Origin of the sequence: Aestuariibaculum suncheonense, from assembly GCF_014596935.1 — a bacterium.
Taxonomy (GTDB): Bacteria; Bacteroidota; Bacteroidia; order Flavobacteriales; family Flavobacteriaceae; genus Aestuariibaculum; species Aestuariibaculum suncheonense.
In genome coordinates this window covers 233,149-252,360 of the sequence record NZ_JACVXC010000001.1, presented here as the reverse complement: position 1 = coordinate 252,360, position 19,212 = coordinate 233,149, and the positions used below count along the sequence as shown (strand labels likewise).

The following is a 19,212-nucleotide window of genomic DNA, read 5'->3' as shown; positions in this document are numbered from 1 at the left end:
ATCTCTGTAATATGAAGAAAGCATTTGTTTTACTGTTATCCCTTACTGTTTTAACAGCGTGTAAAAACGACAAAAAAACAGAAACTACCGAAGACACTTTAACTGCCGATAGCCCTGAAAGAACCGCGAAACAAAGCGACGGACTAACCCTTTTAAAAGGTGACTTCGTGTACTTTAATGGTGCTGCAGTTATACAAACACATGCCGACATTTACGGGGTATTTATTACCAACAAAATGAAAGAGCTGAATAAGCTTGCCGAAAAATATAAAACCGAACCTACCGACATGGTTCCGGTAGAAATAAGAGGAAAAATTACAAATAAAAAAGACGATAAAATTCTTTGGGATAATAAAGTTGAGGTAGTTGAAATTTTGAACGTTTCAAAACCCAATCCAGAGAGTAACAATGTTGTAAAACTAGGACAAGAATAGTTATGTTAAAAATTGAGAATTTACACGCTCGTGTTGAGGATAAAGCGATTTTAAGAGGTATTAACCTTGAAGTTAAACCAGGTGAAGTACACGCTATTATGGGACCTAACGGTTCTGGAAAAAGTACACTTTCTTCAGTAATCGCTGGAAAAGAAGAGTACGAAGTTACCGATGGTAGCATCTTTTTTGAAGGTGAAGATATTGAGGAATTAGCTGCTGAAGAGCGTGCACACAAAGGGATTTTCTTATCGTTTCAATATCCTGTAGAAATTCCTGGAGTTTCAGTAACAAACTTCATGAAAACCGCTATTAACGAAACTCGTAAGGCTCAAGGATTAGAAGAAATGCCTGCTAAAGACATGCTTAAGTTAATCCGTGAGAAATCTGAACTTTTAGAAATCGACCGTAAATTTTTATCGCGCTCTTTAAACGAAGGCTTCTCTGGTGGAGAGAAAAAACGTAACGAGATTTTCCAAATGGCTATGTTAGATCCTAAATTAGCTATTCTTGATGAAACCGATTCTGGTTTAGATATCGATGCCTTACGTATTGTTGCCAACGGGGTTAACAAATTAAAAAATGAAAACAATGCGGTTGTGGTTATTACACATTACCAACGTCTATTAGATTATATCGTTCCAGATTTCGTTCACGTATTATACAACGGACGTATTGTAAAATCTGGCGGAAAAGAATTAGCTCACGAGTTAGAAGAGAAAGGTTACGACTGGATTAAAGAAGAAGTTGACGCTAAATAAATCGAAAAAATGGATTTAAAAGATAAACTAGTATCATCGTTTCTAGCCTTCGAAAATCGCGTCGATGTCGATGCTTATGTTCATGATGTTAGAACCGATGCTATCAAAATATTTGAGGAAAAAGGCTTTCCTTCTAAAAAAGATGAAGCCTGGAAATACACCTCACTAAACAGTGTTTTAAAACACGACTATAGCTTATTCCCAAAACAGGAAGACGCTTTAGAGTACCGCGATGTGAAAAAATATTTCATTCACGAAATCGATAGTTACAAAATTGTATTTATCGATGGAAAATATTCATCGCACTTATCGCAAACCACACACGATGGTATTGATGTCTGTTTAATGTCTGCGGCACTAAGCAAACCTAAATACCAATTGGTGATCGAGAATTATTTTAATAAAATAGCGAGCAAAGACAGTTTAACATCCTTAAACACTGCGTTTTCAAGTGAAGGTGCATTCATTCACATTCCTAAAAATAAAGTGGTAGAAAAGCCAATTCAAATTGTGCATTTTTCTTCGGGAAATGAAGCTGCCACGATGTTACAACCTCGTAACTTAATTGTTGTTGACGAGAATTCTCATGTGCAGATTATCGAACGCCACCAAAGTTTAACCGACAACCCGGTATTAACCAACTGCGTGACCGAAGTATTTGCTAACAAACGTGCTATTGTTGATTATTACAAAATTCAAAACGACAACCTTACCGCGTCATTAATCGATAATACCTTTATCAACCAAAAACGCGAAAGTGTGGCTTCGGTTCACACCTTTAGCTTTGGTGGTAAATTAACCCGTAACAATCTAAACTTCTTCCAAAACGGAGAACGTATCGATTCTACGCTTAAAGGTGTGACCATTATTGGTGATAAGCAACACGTAGATCACAACACCTTGGTACACCATATCGAGCCTAACTGCGAAAGTCACCAGGATTACAAAGGTATTTTCGACGATAGTGCTGTAGGTGTATTTAACGGTAAAGTTATTGTTGAAAAAGAAGCTCAGAAAACCAATGCATTCCAGGCCAACAATAACATTTTAATAAGCGACAAAGCAACTATTAATACCAAGCCCCAATTAGAGATTTTTGCCGACGACGTAAAATGTTCTCACGGTTGTACCATTGGTCAGTTAGACGAAAGCGCGATGTTCTACATGCGTTCGCGTGGTATCCCTGAAAAAGAAGCCAAAGGACTTTTAATGTATGCGTTTAGTAATAACGTTTTAAGTTCAGTTAAAATTCCAGAAATAAAACAACGTATCACCAAGCTTATCGCCAACAAATTAGGCGTTAATATCGGGTTCGATTTATAAAATTATTTTGAAGCTTTTCCCGCTACCGGTAGTCGCTTTCCCGACACCTGTCAGGAAGAGCTTCAACAAATACCTCTATCGGGGCTAAATATACCTGCCATGTTTAATGTAGATAACATACGAAAAGACTTCCCTATCCTTTCACGAAAAGTAAACGGTAAACCTTTAGTATATTTTGATAATGCTGCAACCTCACAAACACCGCAACAGGTGATTGATGTTATTGTAGATTATTATTCAAACTACAATGCGAACATTCATCGTGGCGTACATACATTAAGTCAGGAAGCTACCGATAAATATGAGCAGGCCAGACAAAAAATTCAGGCGCACTTTAATGCTAAACATGCGCACGAAATTATTTTCACATCAGGAACAACCCATGGTATTAACTTAGTTGCCAACGGTTTTTCCTCATTACTCACCAAAGACGACGAAATAATCGTTTCGGCATTAGAGCACCACAGTAACATTGTGCCTTGGCAAATGCTTTGTGAACGTACAGGAGCCACCTTAAAGGTCATTCCAATGAATCAGGATGGGGAACTGGTTATTTCGGAGTTCGACAATCTGCTTTCAGACAAAACCAAACTGGTATTCGTAAATCATATCTCTAACGCCTTAGGAACCATAAACCCTATCGAATACATCATTAAACAGGCTCATTTAGTTGGTGCTGCTGTTTTAATCGATGGGGCGCAGTCTACTCCACATATAAAACCAGATGTTCAGGCTTTAGGCGTCGATTTTTATGTAGCTTCAGCTCATAAAATGTGTGGTCCAACGGGACAAGGAATGCTTTATGGTAAAGAAGAATGGCTGAAAAAATTACCGCCTTATCAAGGTGGTGGTGAAATGATTGCAGAAGTGACTTTCGAAAAAACCACCTATGCCGATTTACCGCATAAGTTCGAAGCCGGAACACCAAATATTTGCGGCGGCATCGCTTTTGGAGCTGCCGTTGATTATATGAATACTATTGGTTTCGACAACATAGCAACCTACGAGAACGAGCTTTTACAATACGCTACAGACAAACTTTTAACCATTGAAGGTTTAACTATTTACGGTACTTCAAAACACAAAACATCGGTAATCTCCTTTAATTTGGATGGTATTCATCCTTATGATGTGGGTACTATTTTAGATAAATTAGGTATTGCCGTTCGTACCGGTCATCATTGTGCACAACCTATTATGGACTTTTATTCTATTCCTGGCACGGTTCGAGCTTCTTTTGCTTTTTACAATACTAAAGCCGAAATTGATGCTTTAGTTGAAGGCGTTAAAAAAGCTAAAATGATGCTTATTTAACTGTATTATTTCCTTTACTGTTAGTTCGTTTCAAATTCACTATCTGGCTTTTTATCGAAAACTTTCAGCCTTAGTTATTATTTGTTAAAATTTCCTTAAAATATTAATATCTTTATTAGAGCTAACAAAACTCTAACAAGATGAAATCTAATATTTTAAAACTTATTTCACTAGCTCTGTTATGCGTCGCCTGTAACATTTCTGATTCAGAAAACAATTCCTATGAGCGAGACATAGACATGAGTGACTTCTTTGTTTACACAACTATAGACGATAGCCAAACCGCTAAAACTACAAACTCTAAAATCGCAAGGCGTAGTTGCTACACAATGACTAATCTAAATAGACTATTAGATGAAAATCTAGGCTTAGAGCAACGCATGTATTCTATCGAGTATCAAACCAGAAAATTTATAGCTTCGAAAAAACCAAATGGCACTCCCGGAGGTGGACCTAACACAAATGATCCTTCTCCCGATCCGGAACCCTCAATTCCATATGATGGCATTATCGAGATTCCTGTGGTCGTAAATATTATAGAGAAATTTAATGGTGAGGTTACTGATGCTCAAATCGCATCTCAAATTGCAATTTTAAATGAAGACTTCAATAACAATAATCCAAATACTTCAAGGGTGCCCAATGAGTTTTCTGGTTTAATAGCAGACTATAAAATATCTTTTAAAGTTAATGCCATCTACCGTAAAATTTCAAGTAAGGCTAGTTGGGGTACCAGAGATGCCATGAAATCTTCAAAAAAAGGTGGCATTGATGCTACTGACCCTGGCCATAATTTAAACATCTGGGTTTGTGAAATTGGAGGTGGTATTTTAGGCTATGCACAATTCCCTGGTGGACCAGCTTCAACAGATGGTATTGTTATAGGTACTAATTATTTTGGTAAAACAACAGGCCCTTATGGTAATGGGCGAACAGCTACCCACGAAGTTGGCCACTGGTTAAATTTAAGACATATTTGGGGTGATGGTGGTTGTAGTTATGATGATTTTGTTGACGATACACCTAGATCTGACGGACCAAATTATTATTGCCCAACATATCCAATGGTTGCATGTAACTCAAATGATATGACTATGAATTATATGGATTATGTTTATGACGACTGCATGTATATGTTTACCATAGGACAACACACAAGGTCTAGAGCCTTATTCGCTAGTGATGGTTATAGGAGCTCATTTGTGACTTCAACATCAAATTAAAAATCATCGAAAATATCTAAAAAGACGCCTCGTTTGGCGTCTTTTTTGTATTATTAATGAACAAAACTGTGCTATGAAACTATTCATCTTCATTATTAGTTTAATATTAAATGTAAATAGCTGTACCGATTCAAATATCAATGAAGATGCCATTACTGTAGAATATTCTGCAATATCCCGAGGGTCGTATAAACACATAAGCATTAATAAAAAAGAAGTCACATTTCAAAAGAACAGAAATTCAAAAGCTTTGATTAAGCCCTGTTCAGATAAAAAATGGTCTACCATTTACAACATCTTAAAAACTATTGATATTCCGGATATTCCAAACTTAAAAGCGCCTTCCGACAAACGTATGTACGATGCTGCAGCCATCGCTAAACTAAAAATAACCTATCAGGATTCTATTTATGAAAGTCAATCGTTTGATCATGGCAATCCGCCACAGGAAATCGCCGAACTTGTTAAAGAAATACTATCTATTACAGAAAACATTGAATAGCTAATATTCTTATTGTATTTTTACATAAAATTTGAGATTGTGACTATAGAAGAAATTCAAAATGAAATTATTGACGAGTTCTCAATGTTTGAAGATTGGGAAGAGCGTTACCAATATATGATTGATTTAGGGAAAGACTTACCCCTAATCGACGAGCAATATAAAACCGATAGCAATATTATTAAAGGTTGCCAGAGTAAGGTTTGGGTACATGCCGAAATGCAGGACGATAAAATAGAATTTACTGCAGATAGTGATGCCATTATCACTAAAGGTATCATAGCTATTTTAATTCGTGTCTTTTCAAACCAGCATCCTAAAGATATTATCGATGCCGACATGAGTTTTATAGACAAAATTGGTTTAAAAGAACACTTATCACCTACCCGAGCTAACGGTTTGGTTAGTATGATAAAACAACTTAAAATGTATGCCATAGCATACCAGACACAAATAAAATAATAATATTCGTTAAGTCGCTTAGCAATATCCGACTAAGCCTGTAAACATTGAACATATGAGCGAAGCAATTGACACTGCCGATTTAGGTGAAAAAATAGTTAATGTTTTAAAAACCATTTACGACCCGGAAATTCCTGTAGACATCTACGAATTAGGGTTAATTTATGATGTTTTTGTAAACGAAGATTACGATGTTAAAATCTTAATGACTTTAACAACACCTAACTGCCCCGTAGCAGAAACATTACCTCTCGAGGTTGAAGAAAAAATAAAATCGTTAAACGATGTAAATAGTGCCGAGGTTGAAATCACTTTCGATCCGCCATGGACACAGGATTTAATGAGTGAAGAAGCCAAATTAGAATTGGGCATGCTTTAATAACAAACTTTAGATGGCTAAACGCACACCTAAATCATTAAAAGACGGCGCTAAGAAAAATAACTTAAAGTCGTCTTTTAATGCTCTTACCTACATTCCGCGTTTCTTTAAAGAAATCTGGAATGTCAATAAAAAACTATTTTTACTTTCTGCCTTTTGCAGGCTTATTGGCGCCCTGCTTCCCGTAATAATTCTATGGATTGGTAAATTAATAATCGACGAAATTATACATCAAATTTCACTTGATGTTTACGATTACAGCCAATTATGGACTTATGTTGCCATTGAATTTGGCTTAGTCATTTTATCCGATTTAATAAGCAGAGCCATTTCGTTAACCGATGGATTACTTGGTGATGAATACAATATTGCAACCTCGGTAACCATTATAAAAAAAACGAATCAGATTAATATTAGTTTATTAGAAGATTCTGAATTTTACGACAAACTGGAACGCGCCAGAACACAAACCACCGGTCGTGTTGGCTTAATGTCTAACGTGCTAGGGCAAGCCCAAAGTGCTGTATCGATTGCTACTTTAATTGCCGGATTAATTTACTTTGAACCGTATCTTATTTTATTGTTGGTTTTAAGTATTATTCCATCGTTTATAAACGAAGTCCGTTTTAGTCAACAGGAATACTCTTTGGCGAGAAGCTGGACGGCCGAACGCCGCCAGTTAGACTATTTACGCTTTATTGGTGCCAACGATAAAACCGCCAAAGAAATCAAGTTATTTGGTTTAACCGACTTTATCGTCGATCGTTTTAAAAATCTTTCGGAAGAATATTACGAGCTCAACAGAACCTTAGCCGTTAAACGTTCTGCTTTAGGTTTTTTATTTAATCTTCTGGGGTCTTTAAGTTATTACGGGGCCTACATGTTTATCATTTATCGCGTTCTTTCGGGTGTAATCACTCTTGGTGAGCTCACATTTTTATCAGGATCTTTTAACCGATTAATGAAAAACCTTCAGGAATTCTTTTCGCGTTTTACACGCATTTCTGAAAGCGCGTTATATCTAAAAGATTATTTCGATTTTATTGATATTTCAGTGGCTTCAAAAACAAAAGAAGATATACCTCTTCCGAAAAAAATTAAAGAAGGCTTCGAATTTAAAAACGTACATTTCTCTTATCCGGGTTCAGACCATGAGATTTTAAAAAATATTAATTTCACCCTTAAAGCTGGTGAAAAATTAGCCTTTGTGGGGCAAAACGGTGCTGGTAAAACCACATTAACTAAATTGTTATTACGCTTTTACGAACCGACTTCCGGCGACATTTTGTTAGATGGAGTTAATATCAACCGATTTAACAAAGCGGAGTATCAAGCCTTTTTCGGAGTGATTTTTCAAGATTTTTTCCGATATGAATTCACGATAAAAGAAAATATTGCTATTGGTGATATTGATGAGCTAGAGAACCAAACAAAAATTGAAAACGCCGCGGAGTTAAGTCTGGCGAATGATGTGGTTAAAGAATTAAAACACGGTTATAACCAGCAATTAGGCAAGCGCTTTGCTAACGGACAAGACCTTTCGGGCGGCCAATGGCAAAAAGTAGCTTTAGCACGTGCTTATATGAAAAATGCCGAAGTCATGATTTTGGATGAGCCTACCTCTGCTCTAGATGCCAAAGCTGAGAGCGATGTATTTACGCGCTTTATCGGACTTACTGAAGGTAAAACGAGTATCATTATTTCACACCGTTTTAGTACGGTAAGGCAGGCCGATAGAGTTCTGGTGTTACAAGATGGAAAAGTTCTGGAACTGGGCACTCATCAAGAACTGATGAAGAATGACAATTTATATGCGCATTTGTTTTCCCTTCAGGCCGAAGGCTATCAATAAAAAACATTAATTAAACTTTATTTAAATTTGCATTATGGCAGATGACATTATAAATCGCGTTGCGAACAGTAAGCTAATAACTATAGACCTTGAAGATTACTATCCAAAAGGGCCTCGTGTTGTTCTCGATATTAAAGACTGGCTTTTTGAAGGCTTTGTTTTACGTGAAAAAGATTTTCGAACTCAGGTTTCTGAACACGACTGGTCTCAATACCAAAACGGTTATGTCGCTTTAACCTGTAGTAGTGATGCTATTATTCCGGGATGGGCTTTTATGCTTATCAGCCTGCATTTAGAACCTTATGCCAAACATACGGTTATTGGAACTTTAGAAGATTTAGAAACCAGCCTGTACCAGGACATCATTAATAATTTAGAAGTTAGTGAATACAACGATAAGCCCGTAATTATTAAAGGCTGCTCGAAAAAGCCGGTACCACCAAATGCCTACATTATGTTGGCTTCCAAATTAAAACCTGTTGCAAAATCCATTATGTATGGTGAAGCCTGTTCATCCGTTCCGCTTTACAAAAACAAATAATTTTAAGTGACTCTAACCAAAAATCGGGTCTAAAACCGTAATGATTTACGGCTTTTATTGTAAGTCTTTTAATTTAAAATTATATTTATACTCCATTCATAAACAAACCAATATGAAACAAACACTTTTAATCTTGGCATTATTCATTGGCATGGTATCCATTAATGCACAAACAAAAGAAGAACTTGAAGCTCAAAAAAAAGAGAAAAAAGCTGAAGCCGATGCACTAGCTGCTGAAGTTAAAGCCATACAAGCAAAAATTGATGCCTTACCGGGCTGGAGAATCGGTGCCTTTGGTACCATTGGTGGTAGCTTATCAAACTTTAGCAACTGGTATTCGCAAGGTACACCAAACAACCAATCCGGAAATATTGGATTTACTTTAAATGCTTACGCGAATTTAATTCAGGATAAATTTTTCTGGAGAAATGCCTTAACCACAAACTTAAACTGGGTAAAGCTGGACGATAAAGATGATCCGAATGACGATGATAGTTTCAACCCAACAACCGATGTGTTTAACATCTCATCGCTGTACGGTAGAAATATCACAAAAACATTGGCCGCTTCTGGATTAATGGAGTATCGCACCACGCTTTTAGACAACTTTAACGACCCGGGCTATTTAGATTTAGGTATTGGTGCCACCTGGACGCCAATTGAGAACTTAATAGTGGTTATTCACCCTTTAAACTACAATTTTGTGTTTAGCAGTGGTGAAACCATTTACGAATCGTCTCTGGGTGCTAAAATTGTTGCCGATTACACCAGATCTTTCGGTGCTGTGAATTTTAAAACCAATCTATCGATGTTTCAAAGTTACAAGAGTAACAATTACTCAAACTGGACCTGGACCAACTCGTTTAGCTACACCTTATGGAAAATGATTGGTGTTGGTTTCGATTTTGGCTTAAGAAACAACAGACAGGAAGCATTAGACTATGCTCTGGGTCAATACGATCCAACTGCAATTCCTACTCAAGAAGAACCTACGTTTGATAATTTAGACAATAAATTACAAACGTATTATACACTTGGTTTGAGTTATAAGTTCTAAAAAATTAACTTTTAAAAAATACAAAAGCGGCTGTCTTAAATTAATAAGGCAGCCGCTTTTGTATCTATAAATAAAAAGTATATTTGCCGGCCAAATATTTAGTAAAAAAGCCCTTAAAATTTCACTTTAACTAATGAAAAAAATTATCATTTTAATAATTACTTGTACATTTTTAACAGGATGCTCTAGAAACTTATTTAACTTTACACTTGTTTCGACACAGAATATCGAACTTGAAAAACTAGCTTCACTTCAAACATCTCCAGAAAAAATAACAGGTGAAGACAAAGCAAGCATAATTATATTTATTCCAACTAAAACAATTAGAATTGACAGGGCGATTAGCAACACCATTGATGCTTTTCCTGGCTGTATGGCTTTAATGAATGGAACTGTTTATTCTAAATTTTGGTTTATTCCCTATATATACGGTGAAGCAAAATTTGTAGTTGAGGGCACTCCTGTTATAGACTCTTCAATTATGCAAACAACCAGTAATTTGCCAAAATATGCCAAGGTAATTCTTGATAAAAAAGGAAATATAAATTCTATTGAATCAATTTCAGAAAAAAAGTATTTAGATGAAAAAAATAAAATCCAAAACTTTTAAATTAATCTAATCCTTTAGTTTAGTTATTCCTCTTAAACTTACGTTCCTTTTTCTTGTTTCCGAACAATCGTTTTAAGAAACCATCACGTTTTTCAGGTTCACAATCTAGATCTTGAAGCACGGCATCGGAAGGTGTTTCAAACTTGGATTTGGTAATCGTATTAAATTGTGCATCGGCATTCAGTTTTTGATAGAACTTTGCAAAAATAGGTAAAGCTGAGTTGGCACCTTGACCGATACCCGTGGTTTTAAACCCAATGCTGTGATTATCGTTCCCTACCCAGGTAACCGTTACCAGTTTAGGTGTAATCCCTACAAACCAACCGTCTTTATTGTTTTGAGTCGTTCCGGTTTTTCCGGCAATATCGTTTTTCAGATTATAATACGAACGTAATCGAGTAGCTGTTCCACTATTAACGGTCGATTGCATGATTTGTAACATCACTTCGCGTGTGTAATCGCTATAGGCTTGTTCTTCTGTAATCTCTGGTTTAAACTCAGCAATAACGTGCCCGTTTTTATCGGTTATCTTACTAATCGCGTACGGTTTTACCGGTTTGCTCTCGTTTACATAACTGGCATAAGCTCCGGTCAATTCTTTCAAATTAATTTCGGCAACACCTAAAGCTAAAGAGGGTTCTTGAGGTAATTCTTTTTGAATACCCATTTTTGCCGCTTGCTCAACTACTTTTTCAATTCCCACCTTATTCAATACCTTAACTGCAATGGTATTCACCGACTGACTTAGCGCAGTCTCCAGATTGTAGTTTAAATACTCATCATTTGTGTCTTCAGCGCCGGCATTGGTTGGTGTCCAGTCATCAAAATCGGTATAGGTTACTGCTGATAACGAAAAATAGGTACACGGTTTCATACCGTCTTCAATTGCCGCCGTATATACAAACGGCTTGAACGTAGACCCTACCTGACGCTCGCTTTGAGATACATGGTCGTATTTAAAAAAGCGGTAATCAATTCCCCCTACATAAGCCCTAATGGCGCCAGTTTGTGGTTCCACAGATAACATTCCAGTATTTAAAAACTTCAGATAATGTTTTAAACTATCAATGGTCGAAACATTTTTTATCGTATCTCCAGTCCACTCAAATAATTCCGTTTTACGTTTTATAGACAAGGAGTCTAAAATCTGCTTTTCAGTTAAGCCATTAGCTTTATACATTTTATAAGCCGGTAAGGTCTTTATAGCAGCATCGACCACCTTCTTGGTATTCCAAGGGGCGTATTTACCATACGACTGTTCATGAACTCGTTGCAAACTGGTTAAATGCTCTTTCATAGATGCTTCGGCTAAAGCCTGCATGGTAGAATCTAAAGTGGTGTGAACTACCAGTCCGTCTCGATACAAATCGTAGGGTTCACCATCCGGTTTTTTCAATGTTTCTAAAATGGTCGTAAGCTCTTTTTTTACGGTTTCTCTAAAGTAAGGCGCTAAGCCCACATCGTGATTGAACGATTTGTAATTTAAAACCAGTTGTTGAGCTCTTAATGAATCAACTTCAGCTTCCGTTAGATAATCATACTTTTCCATTTGCTGAAATACCACATTGCGTCGTGATTGGGTACGATCTATATGTAAACGGGGATTGTAATAACTGGTTGCTTTTAAGGTCCCAATTAAAGCAGCGGCTTCAGAATAATTTAAATCGATAGCCGGTTTATTAAAAAACTTGCGGGATGCACTCTCAATACCATAGGTATTATCAGGAAACGGCACCGTATTAAAATACATGGTTAGAATGTCGTTTTTAGAATAAATATCTTCAATACGCTTGGCGATAATGGACTCTTTAAACTTATTGATAAGCATGCTAAACACGGCATAATCCTTACGTCCAAATAAGTTTTTCGCCAATTGCAAGGTTATGGTACTTCCTCCTCCTGACGAACGATCACGAAGAATAATACTCTTTACAAATACCCGAAGCAAACTTACATTATCGACACCATCATGCTCGTAAAACCGAACATCTTCAGTAGCTACTAAAGCATCAATAATATGTTTTGGAATTTGGTTAAATTCTAACGGCTGCCTGTCGTAAATGTAATATTTACCAATAAGCTTACCGTTTTTATCTAAAAGTTGTGTGGCTTCAGCCTGCTTGATAGAACTTAAATCTTCCTTGGTTGGTAGCTTCCCGAAAACACCGAGAAAAACACTTACATAAATAAGTGCAAAAAAACCAACGACAGACACACCTACTATTATCGCCCACTTAATCCACTTTCGCTTTAATAGTACTTTCATTCATTTCATTTTTGGGGCTTCCTAAGCCATTCGAATTACGACTCTAAAGTATCATCGTAATCCGGATAGAGGAAATTATTATAAGGGAAACGTGTAATATGAATTCTACGTACCTCATCGTACACACGTTTTTTAAAATCTTCTAAATTCTCTTTATTAACTGCCGAAATAAACAAGGCATTTTCGCCTATTTTACCCATCCAAGTTTTTTTCCATTCTTCTAACGAATAGTTCTTTTTGGTACGCTCGAAATCATCACCATCAAATGGTTCTGGTTTATAGGCATCAATTTTATTAAACACCATAATGGTTGGCTTATTAACACTCTCAATCTCACCTAAAATTTTATTCACCGACTCAATATGTTCTTCAAAATTAGGATGTGAAATATCAACCACATGTAACAGTAAATCGGCCTCACGAACCTCATCAAGTGTACTTTTAAAACTCTCGACCAGCTGTGTTGGTAACTTACGAATGAATCCTACGGTATCACTTAATAAGAATGGTAAATTTTGAATCACCACTTTTCTAACCGTCGTATCTAATGTCGCGAACAGTTTGTTTTCGGCAAACACTTCACTTTTACTAATTACATTCATTAACGTCGATTTCCCCACATTAGTATATCCTACTAAGGCCACGCGTACCATCGCACCGCGATTTCCGCGTTGTACAGACATTTGCTTGTCGATGGTTTTAATACGTTCTTTTAACAAGGAAATTTTATCACGTACAATACGTCTATCGGTCTCAATCTCTGTCTCTCCAGGTCCGCGCATACCAATCCCCCCTTTTTGACGCTCAAGGTGAGTCCACATACCTCTTAAACGCGGCAACAAATATTCACACTGTGCCAACTCTACCTGAGTACGGGCATAACTGGTTTGGGCGCGTTGCGCAAAAATATCAAGAATCAGATTTGTTCTATCTAATACTTTACAGTTTAATATTTTACTAATGTTACGCTCTTGAGCAGCCGATAATTCGTCATCAAAAATCGCTGTACCTATATCGTTTTCTTCAATAAACTCTCTAACATCTTCCATTTTACCCGTACCAATAAAGGTCTTTGGGTTTGGCATCTCCATTTTCTGAGTAAAGCGTTTTACAACTTCTCCCCCGGCCGTATAGGTTAAAAACTCCAGCTCATCTAAATACTCTTTAGATTTGGTTTCGTCCTGTTCTTTAGTGACAATCCCTATTAATACAGCTTTCTCTAAGTTTATATCTTTTTTCTCTAACATACTTCTAAATAATATGCAAAGTTACATAATTGCATCCATTTTAATTTTTATATTTTTAGAGCCAAATAAAAGATTCTATGACCGATTTTGACGATGCTGAAGTAAGACCCGATTTACATACTACAGCATTTTATAATCTTGAAAACCTGTTTGACATCTACGACGATCAGCATACCAACGACAACGATTTTCTACCTGTTTCTAAGAAAAAATGGACACCAAAACGCTATGAGAACAAACTTAGAAAATTAAGTTATGCTATTTCCAACATTGGACGCAGAGAAACCGGTAAACATCCGGCATTAATTGGAATTGCCGAGGTTGAAAATGCCACAGCTATTCAGGCACTCATACAATACAAACACCTTGAAGATTACAATTACAGCTTTGTACACTACAACTCCCCGGACGAGCGCGGTATTGATGTGGCTTTAATTTACGATCAGGATGTTTTTGAAGTTACCCATTCAGAAACCTTTACCATCACTTTATTTGATGACGACGGTTCTCCAGATTACACCCGAGATATTTTACTGGTATCTGGATTACTGGACGGCTTGCCCGTAAACGTACTTGTTAATCATTGGTCGTCACGACGAGAAGGCGAAAAACAAACCGAACCCAAACGCATTGAAGCATCGAAACGCCTAGAAGAAGCCATTAGTAAATTAAGGGCAGAAAAACCAGAATCTAAACTGATTATTATGGGCGATTTTAACGACGATCCGTCTAGTGTTAGTATCAAATCGTTGGTAGAATCTCAAAATCTCTATAATCCTATGGAAACGCTTCGTTCTTACAGTCGAGGCACAACCTATCATAGCCGTCAGTGGAATTTATTCGACCAGATTATCATTTCTACCAACTTTTTTGAAAACTCTCCCAATAGCCTAGAATTTTATAAAGCTAATATTTTTGATGAAGACTTTTTAAAACAATTTAGCGGTAAATTTAAAGGTACACCTTTCAGAACTTACGTAGGTACTAAATACCATGGTGGTTACAGTGACCATTTCCCGGTTTATGCTATTTTTAAGAAAAACTAAGACATAAAAAAACCGCCCATTCAGGCGGTTTTTTCTATTATAAAACGTCATTACTATTCTCCAAATACCTGAACATTATCAATCTCATAGGTTGAGGATGCCGAAGTTGTCGAGGTATATTTAAATGCAACAAACAAGTTTCCTCCTGCAGCTGCTGATACATCTACATCACCAGAATCGGTCCATGATGACCAACTATTAATGTTCGTATCGAAATCGGCAGATAATTGCACCCAGGTACCATCGGTTGTAGGATCGCCTCCCATATAATCTGTACACATATACAATTCAATGTCGTTACCTGCATAACGCTTCACAGTTTGAAAAGTTAAGGTTGCAGACGATACTCCTGATAAGTCAATAGCTTTAGAAATCAACCAGTCTTCATTGGCTTTATTTCCTCCGCTATATCCTGACATTGTCGCGCTATCATTTGGATTTCCAAAGGTATTATAATACCAAACCTGATCTCCAACAACACTGTAAGTTGTCCATTTATTTAAGTTTCCTGAAGAAAAAGAATCTTCGAATAACGGATCACATCGACTGCTATCGAACATAACATCTTCTGTATCGCGAATAAATAATTGATAATCGGAATTATACTTACTAAACACCGCCACGATAGATCCTTGACCAACTGGAAACAGCTCGTTTTTAAAATCGGCAAAACCACTATTTCTAATGATTGTTTGTGAATTGTCTTCACAATTTTTAAGGTATCTGTTTTTGGTAAATGTATTATCGGCATTCGCATAAGGTTGCCCTACTTCGGCACTGCTTAACTGCATGTTATCAATCTGTACCAACATGTTTATATAATTATCATTATATTCAGATGGACTAATGACCTTAGGTACTATTGTTGCAACTACAGTAGAGCGAATAATATAATCATCGTAATCAAAAGCTGAAATTCTGCCTACACTGGTACCATCAGCGGCTCCAATATGCAGGACACTATTCAATTCATCCATAACTAAACCATTTAACTTTACATACACTTTTTGTCCTGGTTTGTATAGAGCGTATAACGACGTAACATCTACATCTAATTGAATTGCAGCGGTTGGATCTTCCGGTTTATCCTGAATAACCAGTATTTTATAAAAATTACCTGCTTCGTCGTTAGACACCACATAACCTTCAATAATCAATTCTCCCCCATTGTTCGCTTCATCAAAATCTACCAGACTCCCGTCATACATGTCTTTTACAATGCTAATAGTGGTATTGGCTTCTATGCTTGGTTCTTCAACCTCCAAATTAGGAATCGAATAATCATCGTCGTGAACACAGGACGTAAAGGCCAGTACAACACTTAGGGCCAGAGTTAAATATATAGTCGTTGTTTTCATGATATTATTTTTTTTATTTTTTTTGAATGCTTCGCAGTTCATAAATGTTGTGTTTTATACTTTAGAATCTGAAATAAAGATTAAGAAAATAATTAGCGCCACGACCATACCAGTATTTCGGTCCGAATACTCGAGTATCGTTATTTACATCATCTCTTAACTCTCTGTAATTCGCTGCACGTCCTTGTTCAAAACCACCTGTTTTATATTCTTTATCCAGCACATTCCCAATGCTTGCAAAGAATCCAACATAATAATCGTCTATTTTCCATGATTTACCTCCAATCAGGTTAACAACCATATAATCGTCAAACTGTTCCTGTTTTAACAATGCCCTGGCCACATCTTCATCGTAATCGTTAAATGGTAAACCGTCTACAGGATCTTTATAAAAATTAGCCGTTCTGTTTAACGGACTAATATCAACATACGTATTCGTGAAAAAATTGGCGGTAGCACCAAACCACCAGTAATCGGGATCGCGATATTCAAACCCAACGGAATACGCACCTTGCGGACCACTGGCTACTTTATAATCTTTCATATTTGCCGGACCTTGTGGTGCGGTTGCGGCATCGGCTGTTAATATTAAATTCGGGTTATTATCGTAAGTGTATTGCCCTAATGAAGCCGCTCCTTTCAATTTAATAGTTGGGGTAACCTGCGCTTCTATACCGGTTTCTACCCCTAAATGCTTTTTATCAATTCCCTGAAGAATTTCACTCACAAACTCTGAACTTTCGGTAAATCCTGTTACACCATCGGCATAATAAAACGAAATTTCATTGGCGTCTTCCGTTTTAATATAAAATCCGGTAACTCTGGCTTTAATGATTGGTGAACGGAAAATATAACTCGCATCGAACGAGGTAATCTTCTCTTCCGTAATGTCTGGCACAATATTATTATTAACACGCGCATTTGAAAATGTATTACGTAAAGATGATGCACGCGTAATATACCCCGCATTCACATCAAACAAATGCTTACCTGTAAATTTATAAGTAAATCCACCTTTGGCCCCAATTCCTGTAAAATCTAACTTTTCACCTTTGCCAAGTGAATTTCCGGTATTGGCTTCGTTATCATACAACCCTTCTCGTTGATAATCGGTTTTGGTAATGCTTCCTGACAAATAAAAATCGATTATATTGTATTTAAACTGTGCCTGAGCATAGCCTGACAACACGTTTGCATATAAGTTATAGTTGTATTTAAACTTATCGCCTTCAATAGCTATACGATTAGGGTTTTGTAAATCGAACTGGAAGCCATCAAAAGAATCGACATTTAAAAAACCGTTACCGCCTAATAAATCCATAATTTCAGCGAAATTTTGAGACCTCAGCTTTCTATAATTCACAGCAGCATTTAAAATGATATTTTCATTCAATTCTGAATTTAAAATAGAATTGAACGTCCATTGCTTATCATCATTTCTATCTTCATATAAAATATAGGTTGAATAATTCCCTACGTTTTCTAAATTGGTTTGATACAAACTATTCCAATCTATTTGGCCATCATTCAAGAATTCCTGTTCAGCTAAATAGGCATTTGCATAATTAGGTCCTGCTGTTGGTGTTAGCCAGTAACTTGGTAATTTTTGATAGTAAGCCGGACTTGGGTTAGAACCGCCACCAACAGGAAATCCATCATCATTAAGACGCGTTCCTCCGTAATCTAGTCGGCTATTTCCTGTTTTTCCAAACTGATAGCCTATGTTGGTATTTAGCGTTGTCTTACTCGAAATATCCCAGTAGTGATTCAACATTATAATAGGCTCTTCCACTTCTTTAATACGTGAATTGCGCTTTTCGCCATCTTGCCATCCCCAGTATTCGTTATAATTAATACCCTTTAAATCGTAAACCTCCTGAGTATTTGGTGATGATTTTCCGCGCCGGTTCGGTGCATAAATAGACGTAAAATTAATACTGTGCTTATCATTAATCACTTTCTCGACAGAAGCAAAAAGCGACTTCGAATCATATAGAGTTGCATCTTGATAACCTTCATTACCCCAACGTCTTGACAACATCACTGTCATAGCCCAGCCGCCTTCCATTAGACCTGTTGAATAACTTGCCATCAGCCTATTCGTATAACTTCGATTGGATGATGAATAGGTCAATTGCCCACTTGGTCTATAATTCGTAGCTCTGGTATTAATATTGGTACTTCCTAAAACACCTCCAAAATTATAAGCCGAAGGGGTCAAGCCTGTGGTTAATTCCTGATTACGCACAACATCATTTAGCCCGCCCCAGTTACTCCATTGCGGTCTACCGTTGTACATTTTATTCATTTCGATACCGTTAATCAATACCAAACCGTTATCAGAATCTAAGCCCCGTACTCTGAAAAATGACGAGCTAAATTCGAAAGCTGCTGTTCGCTGAAATACATCTAATGATGACATTAACAGTCCCGAAATATTATCGGCACCACTAGTATCGTCGTTTAATTCGTCATCAGATAAGGTAATGGTAAATAAACCTTCTGACGTTGTCATATCGGCTTCCAGTGTAATATCAGACAGGTCTACTGTTCTGTTTTCATTCACAACAATTGGAAATCGTTTAGAAAAGTATCCGGGTTTCGATACGCTTAACATTTGTTCCCCTAAAGGAACGTTATCCGAAAAAATAAACTTTCCAGTGGCATCGGTTTGTGTGGATAAAATTGTTTTTTCAACTGAAATGGTAACATTGGGTATGGGTTCAAAAGAAACAGCATCTTTAACACTACCTGTAATTATGGTTTGTTGTGCAAAAGCGGTGAAAACTAAAAAAAACCCAAGAAGAGAAATGAGTAGTTTTTTTTTCATATTAAAACAT

Annotated in this window: 17 protein-coding genes; 13 read left to right on the top strand and 4 right to left on the bottom strand. The window is 36.7% G+C overall.

Features of this window, described 5'->3' with window-relative positions; translation table 11 throughout:
- The first annotated feature begins 11 nt into the window (after nucleotides 1-11).
- The 12 genes from ICJ84_RS01060 (at nucleotide 12) to ICJ84_RS01005 (ending at nucleotide 10,455) form a co-directional block, all read left to right on the top strand.
- A complete protein-coding gene (locus ICJ84_RS01060) occupies nucleotides 12-434 on the top strand; it encodes a hypothetical protein (protein ID WP_188214509.1) in 423 nt (140 codons plus the stop codon).
- 2 nt (nucleotides 435-436) lie between these two features.
- On the top strand, nucleotides 437-1,192 hold the full coding sequence (sufC, locus tag ICJ84_RS01055; protein WP_188214508.1) for a Fe-S cluster assembly ATPase SufC: 756 nt from the start codon (nucleotides 437-439) through the stop codon (nucleotides 1,190-1,192).
- 9 nt (nucleotides 1,193-1,201) lie between these two features.
- Nucleotides 1,202-2,515, top strand: a complete 1,314-nt coding sequence (sufD, locus tag ICJ84_RS01050; RefSeq protein WP_188214507.1) for a Fe-S cluster assembly protein SufD — start codon at nucleotides 1,202-1,204, stop codon at nucleotides 2,513-2,515.
- Nucleotides 2,516-2,614: 99 nt separating this feature from the next.
- The gene (locus ICJ84_RS01045; protein WP_188214506.1) at nucleotides 2,615-3,829 is read left to right on the top strand and encodes an aminotransferase class V-fold PLP-dependent enzyme; all 1,215 of its coding nucleotides are present in this window, start codon (nucleotides 2,615-2,617) and stop codon (nucleotides 3,827-3,829) included.
- A gap of 140 nt (nucleotides 3,830-3,969) precedes the next feature.
- Entirely contained in the window at nucleotides 3,970-5,052 is a 1,083-nt protein-coding gene (locus tag ICJ84_RS01040) for a zinc metalloprotease (RefSeq protein WP_188214505.1), read from the top strand.
- Nucleotides 5,053-5,125: 73 nt separating this feature from the next.
- Nucleotides 5,126-5,554 (top strand): hypothetical protein, encoded by a 429-nt coding sequence (locus ICJ84_RS01035; RefSeq protein WP_188214504.1) that lies wholly within the window; start codon nucleotides 5,126-5,128, stop codon nucleotides 5,552-5,554.
- 39 nt (nucleotides 5,555-5,593) lie between these two features.
- Nucleotides 5,594-6,016 (top strand): SufE family protein, encoded by a 423-nt coding sequence (locus tag ICJ84_RS01030; protein ID WP_188214503.1) that lies wholly within the window; start codon nucleotides 5,594-5,596, stop codon nucleotides 6,014-6,016.
- Nucleotides 6,017-6,071: 55 nt separating this feature from the next.
- Nucleotides 6,072-6,395: a DUF59 domain-containing protein gene (locus ICJ84_RS01025; protein WP_188214502.1), complete on the top strand. Its 324-nt coding sequence runs from the start codon at nucleotides 6,072-6,074 to the stop codon at nucleotides 6,393-6,395.
- Between the two features lie 13 nt (nucleotides 6,396-6,408).
- Complete coding sequence (locus tag ICJ84_RS01020) at nucleotides 6,409-8,247, top strand: ABC transporter ATP-binding protein (RefSeq protein WP_188214501.1); 1,839 nt, start codon at nucleotides 6,409-6,411, stop codon at nucleotides 8,245-8,247.
- 34 nt (nucleotides 8,248-8,281) lie between these two features.
- On the top strand, nucleotides 8,282-8,788 hold the full coding sequence (locus ICJ84_RS01015; RefSeq protein ID WP_188214500.1) for a DUF2480 family protein: 507 nt from the start codon (nucleotides 8,282-8,284) through the stop codon (nucleotides 8,786-8,788).
- Nucleotides 8,789-8,900: 112 nt separating this feature from the next.
- Nucleotides 8,901-9,845, top strand: a complete 945-nt coding sequence (locus ICJ84_RS01010) for a DUF3078 domain-containing protein (protein WP_188214499.1) — start codon at nucleotides 8,901-8,903, stop codon at nucleotides 9,843-9,845.
- A 133-nt stretch (nucleotides 9,846-9,978) separates the two neighbouring features.
- On the top strand, nucleotides 9,979-10,455 hold the full coding sequence (locus tag ICJ84_RS01005) for a hypothetical protein (RefSeq protein WP_188214498.1): 477 nt from the start codon (nucleotides 9,979-9,981) through the stop codon (nucleotides 10,453-10,455).
- Nucleotides 10,456-10,474: 19 nt separating this feature from the next.
- Here the strand turns inward: ICJ84_RS01005 and ICJ84_RS01000 are convergent, their stop codons facing one another.
- Both ICJ84_RS01000 and hflX read right to left on the bottom strand, forming a co-directional pair.
- Nucleotides 10,475-12,721: a transglycosylase domain-containing protein gene (locus ICJ84_RS01000; RefSeq protein ID WP_188214497.1), complete on the bottom strand. Its 2,247-nt coding sequence runs from the start codon at nucleotides 12,719-12,721 to the stop codon at nucleotides 10,475-10,477.
- A gap of 35 nt (nucleotides 12,722-12,756) precedes the next feature.
- A complete protein-coding gene (gene hflX / locus ICJ84_RS00995; RefSeq protein WP_188214496.1) occupies nucleotides 12,757-13,968 on the bottom strand; it encodes a GTPase HflX in 1,212 nt (403 codons plus the stop codon).
- A gap of 77 nt (nucleotides 13,969-14,045) precedes the next feature.
- Here hflX and ICJ84_RS00990 point away from each other — a divergent pair, with 77 nt between their 5' ends.
- On the top strand, nucleotides 14,046-15,014 hold the full coding sequence (locus tag ICJ84_RS00990; protein ID WP_188214495.1) for an endonuclease/exonuclease/phosphatase family protein: 969 nt from the start codon (nucleotides 14,046-14,048) through the stop codon (nucleotides 15,012-15,014).
- Between the two features lie 53 nt (nucleotides 15,015-15,067).
- On the opposite strand, the gene ICJ84_RS00985 is transcribed toward ICJ84_RS00990, so the two are convergent.
- Together ICJ84_RS00985 and ICJ84_RS00980 are read right to left on the bottom strand one after the other, a co-directional pair.
- Entirely contained in the window at nucleotides 15,068-16,372 is a 1,305-nt protein-coding gene (locus ICJ84_RS00985) for a DUF5689 domain-containing protein (RefSeq protein ID WP_188214494.1), read from the bottom strand.
- A 61-nt stretch (nucleotides 16,373-16,433) separates the two neighbouring features.
- Nucleotides 16,434-19,202, bottom strand: a complete 2,769-nt coding sequence (locus tag ICJ84_RS00980; RefSeq protein WP_188214493.1) for a carboxypeptidase regulatory-like domain-containing protein — start codon at nucleotides 19,200-19,202, stop codon at nucleotides 16,434-16,436.
- Between the last annotated feature and the right edge of the window lie 10 nt (nucleotides 19,203-19,212).

Excerpts from the sequence above, each read along its gene's own strand:
- hflX (WP_188214496.1), bottom strand. The coding sequence starts at position 13,968 with ATGTTAGAGAAAAAAGATATAAACTTAGAGAAAGCTGTATTAATAGGG.
- ICJ84_RS00985 (WP_188214494.1), bottom strand. The coding sequence starts at position 16,372 with ATGAAAACAACGACTATATATTTAACTCTGGCCCTAAGTGTTGTACTG.
- ICJ84_RS01045 (WP_188214506.1), top strand. The coding sequence starts at position 2,615 with ATGTTTAATGTAGATAACATACGAAAAGACTTCCCTATCCTTTCACGA.
- sufD (WP_188214507.1), top strand. The coding sequence starts at position 1,202 with ATGGATTTAAAAGATAAACTAGTATCATCGTTTCTAGCCTTCGAAAAT.
- ICJ84_RS01010 (WP_188214499.1), top strand. The coding sequence starts at position 8,901 with ATGAAACAAACACTTTTAATCTTGGCATTATTCATTGGCATGGTATCC.
- ICJ84_RS01020 (WP_188214501.1), top strand. The coding sequence starts at position 6,409 with ATGGCTAAACGCACACCTAAATCATTAAAAGACGGCGCTAAGAAAAAT.
- ICJ84_RS01015 (WP_188214500.1), top strand. The coding sequence starts at position 8,282 with ATGGCAGATGACATTATAAATCGCGTTGCGAACAGTAAGCTAATAACT.
- ICJ84_RS01025 (WP_188214502.1), top strand. The coding sequence starts at position 6,072 with ATGAGCGAAGCAATTGACACTGCCGATTTAGGTGAAAAAATAGTTAAT.
- ICJ84_RS00980 (WP_188214493.1), bottom strand. The coding sequence starts at position 19,202 with ATGAAAAAAAAACTACTCATTTCTCTTCTTGGGTTTTTTTTAGTTTTC.
- ICJ84_RS01000 (WP_188214497.1), bottom strand. The coding sequence starts at position 12,721 with ATGAAAGTACTATTAAAGCGAAAGTGGATTAAGTGGGCGATAATAGTA.
- ICJ84_RS00990 (WP_188214495.1), top strand. The coding sequence starts at position 14,046 with ATGACCGATTTTGACGATGCTGAAGTAAGACCCGATTTACATACTACA.
- ICJ84_RS01035 (WP_188214504.1), top strand. The coding sequence starts at position 5,126 with ATGAAACTATTCATCTTCATTATTAGTTTAATATTAAATGTAAATAGC.
- ICJ84_RS01005 (WP_188214498.1), top strand. The coding sequence starts at position 9,979 with ATGAAAAAAATTATCATTTTAATAATTACTTGTACATTTTTAACAGGA.
- ICJ84_RS01040 (WP_188214505.1), top strand. The coding sequence starts at position 3,970 with ATGAAATCTAATATTTTAAAACTTATTTCACTAGCTCTGTTATGCGTC.
- sufC (WP_188214508.1), top strand. The coding sequence starts at position 437 with ATGTTAAAAATTGAGAATTTACACGCTCGTGTTGAGGATAAAGCGATT.
- ICJ84_RS01060 (WP_188214509.1), top strand. The coding sequence starts at position 12 with ATGAAGAAAGCATTTGTTTTACTGTTATCCCTTACTGTTTTAACAGCG.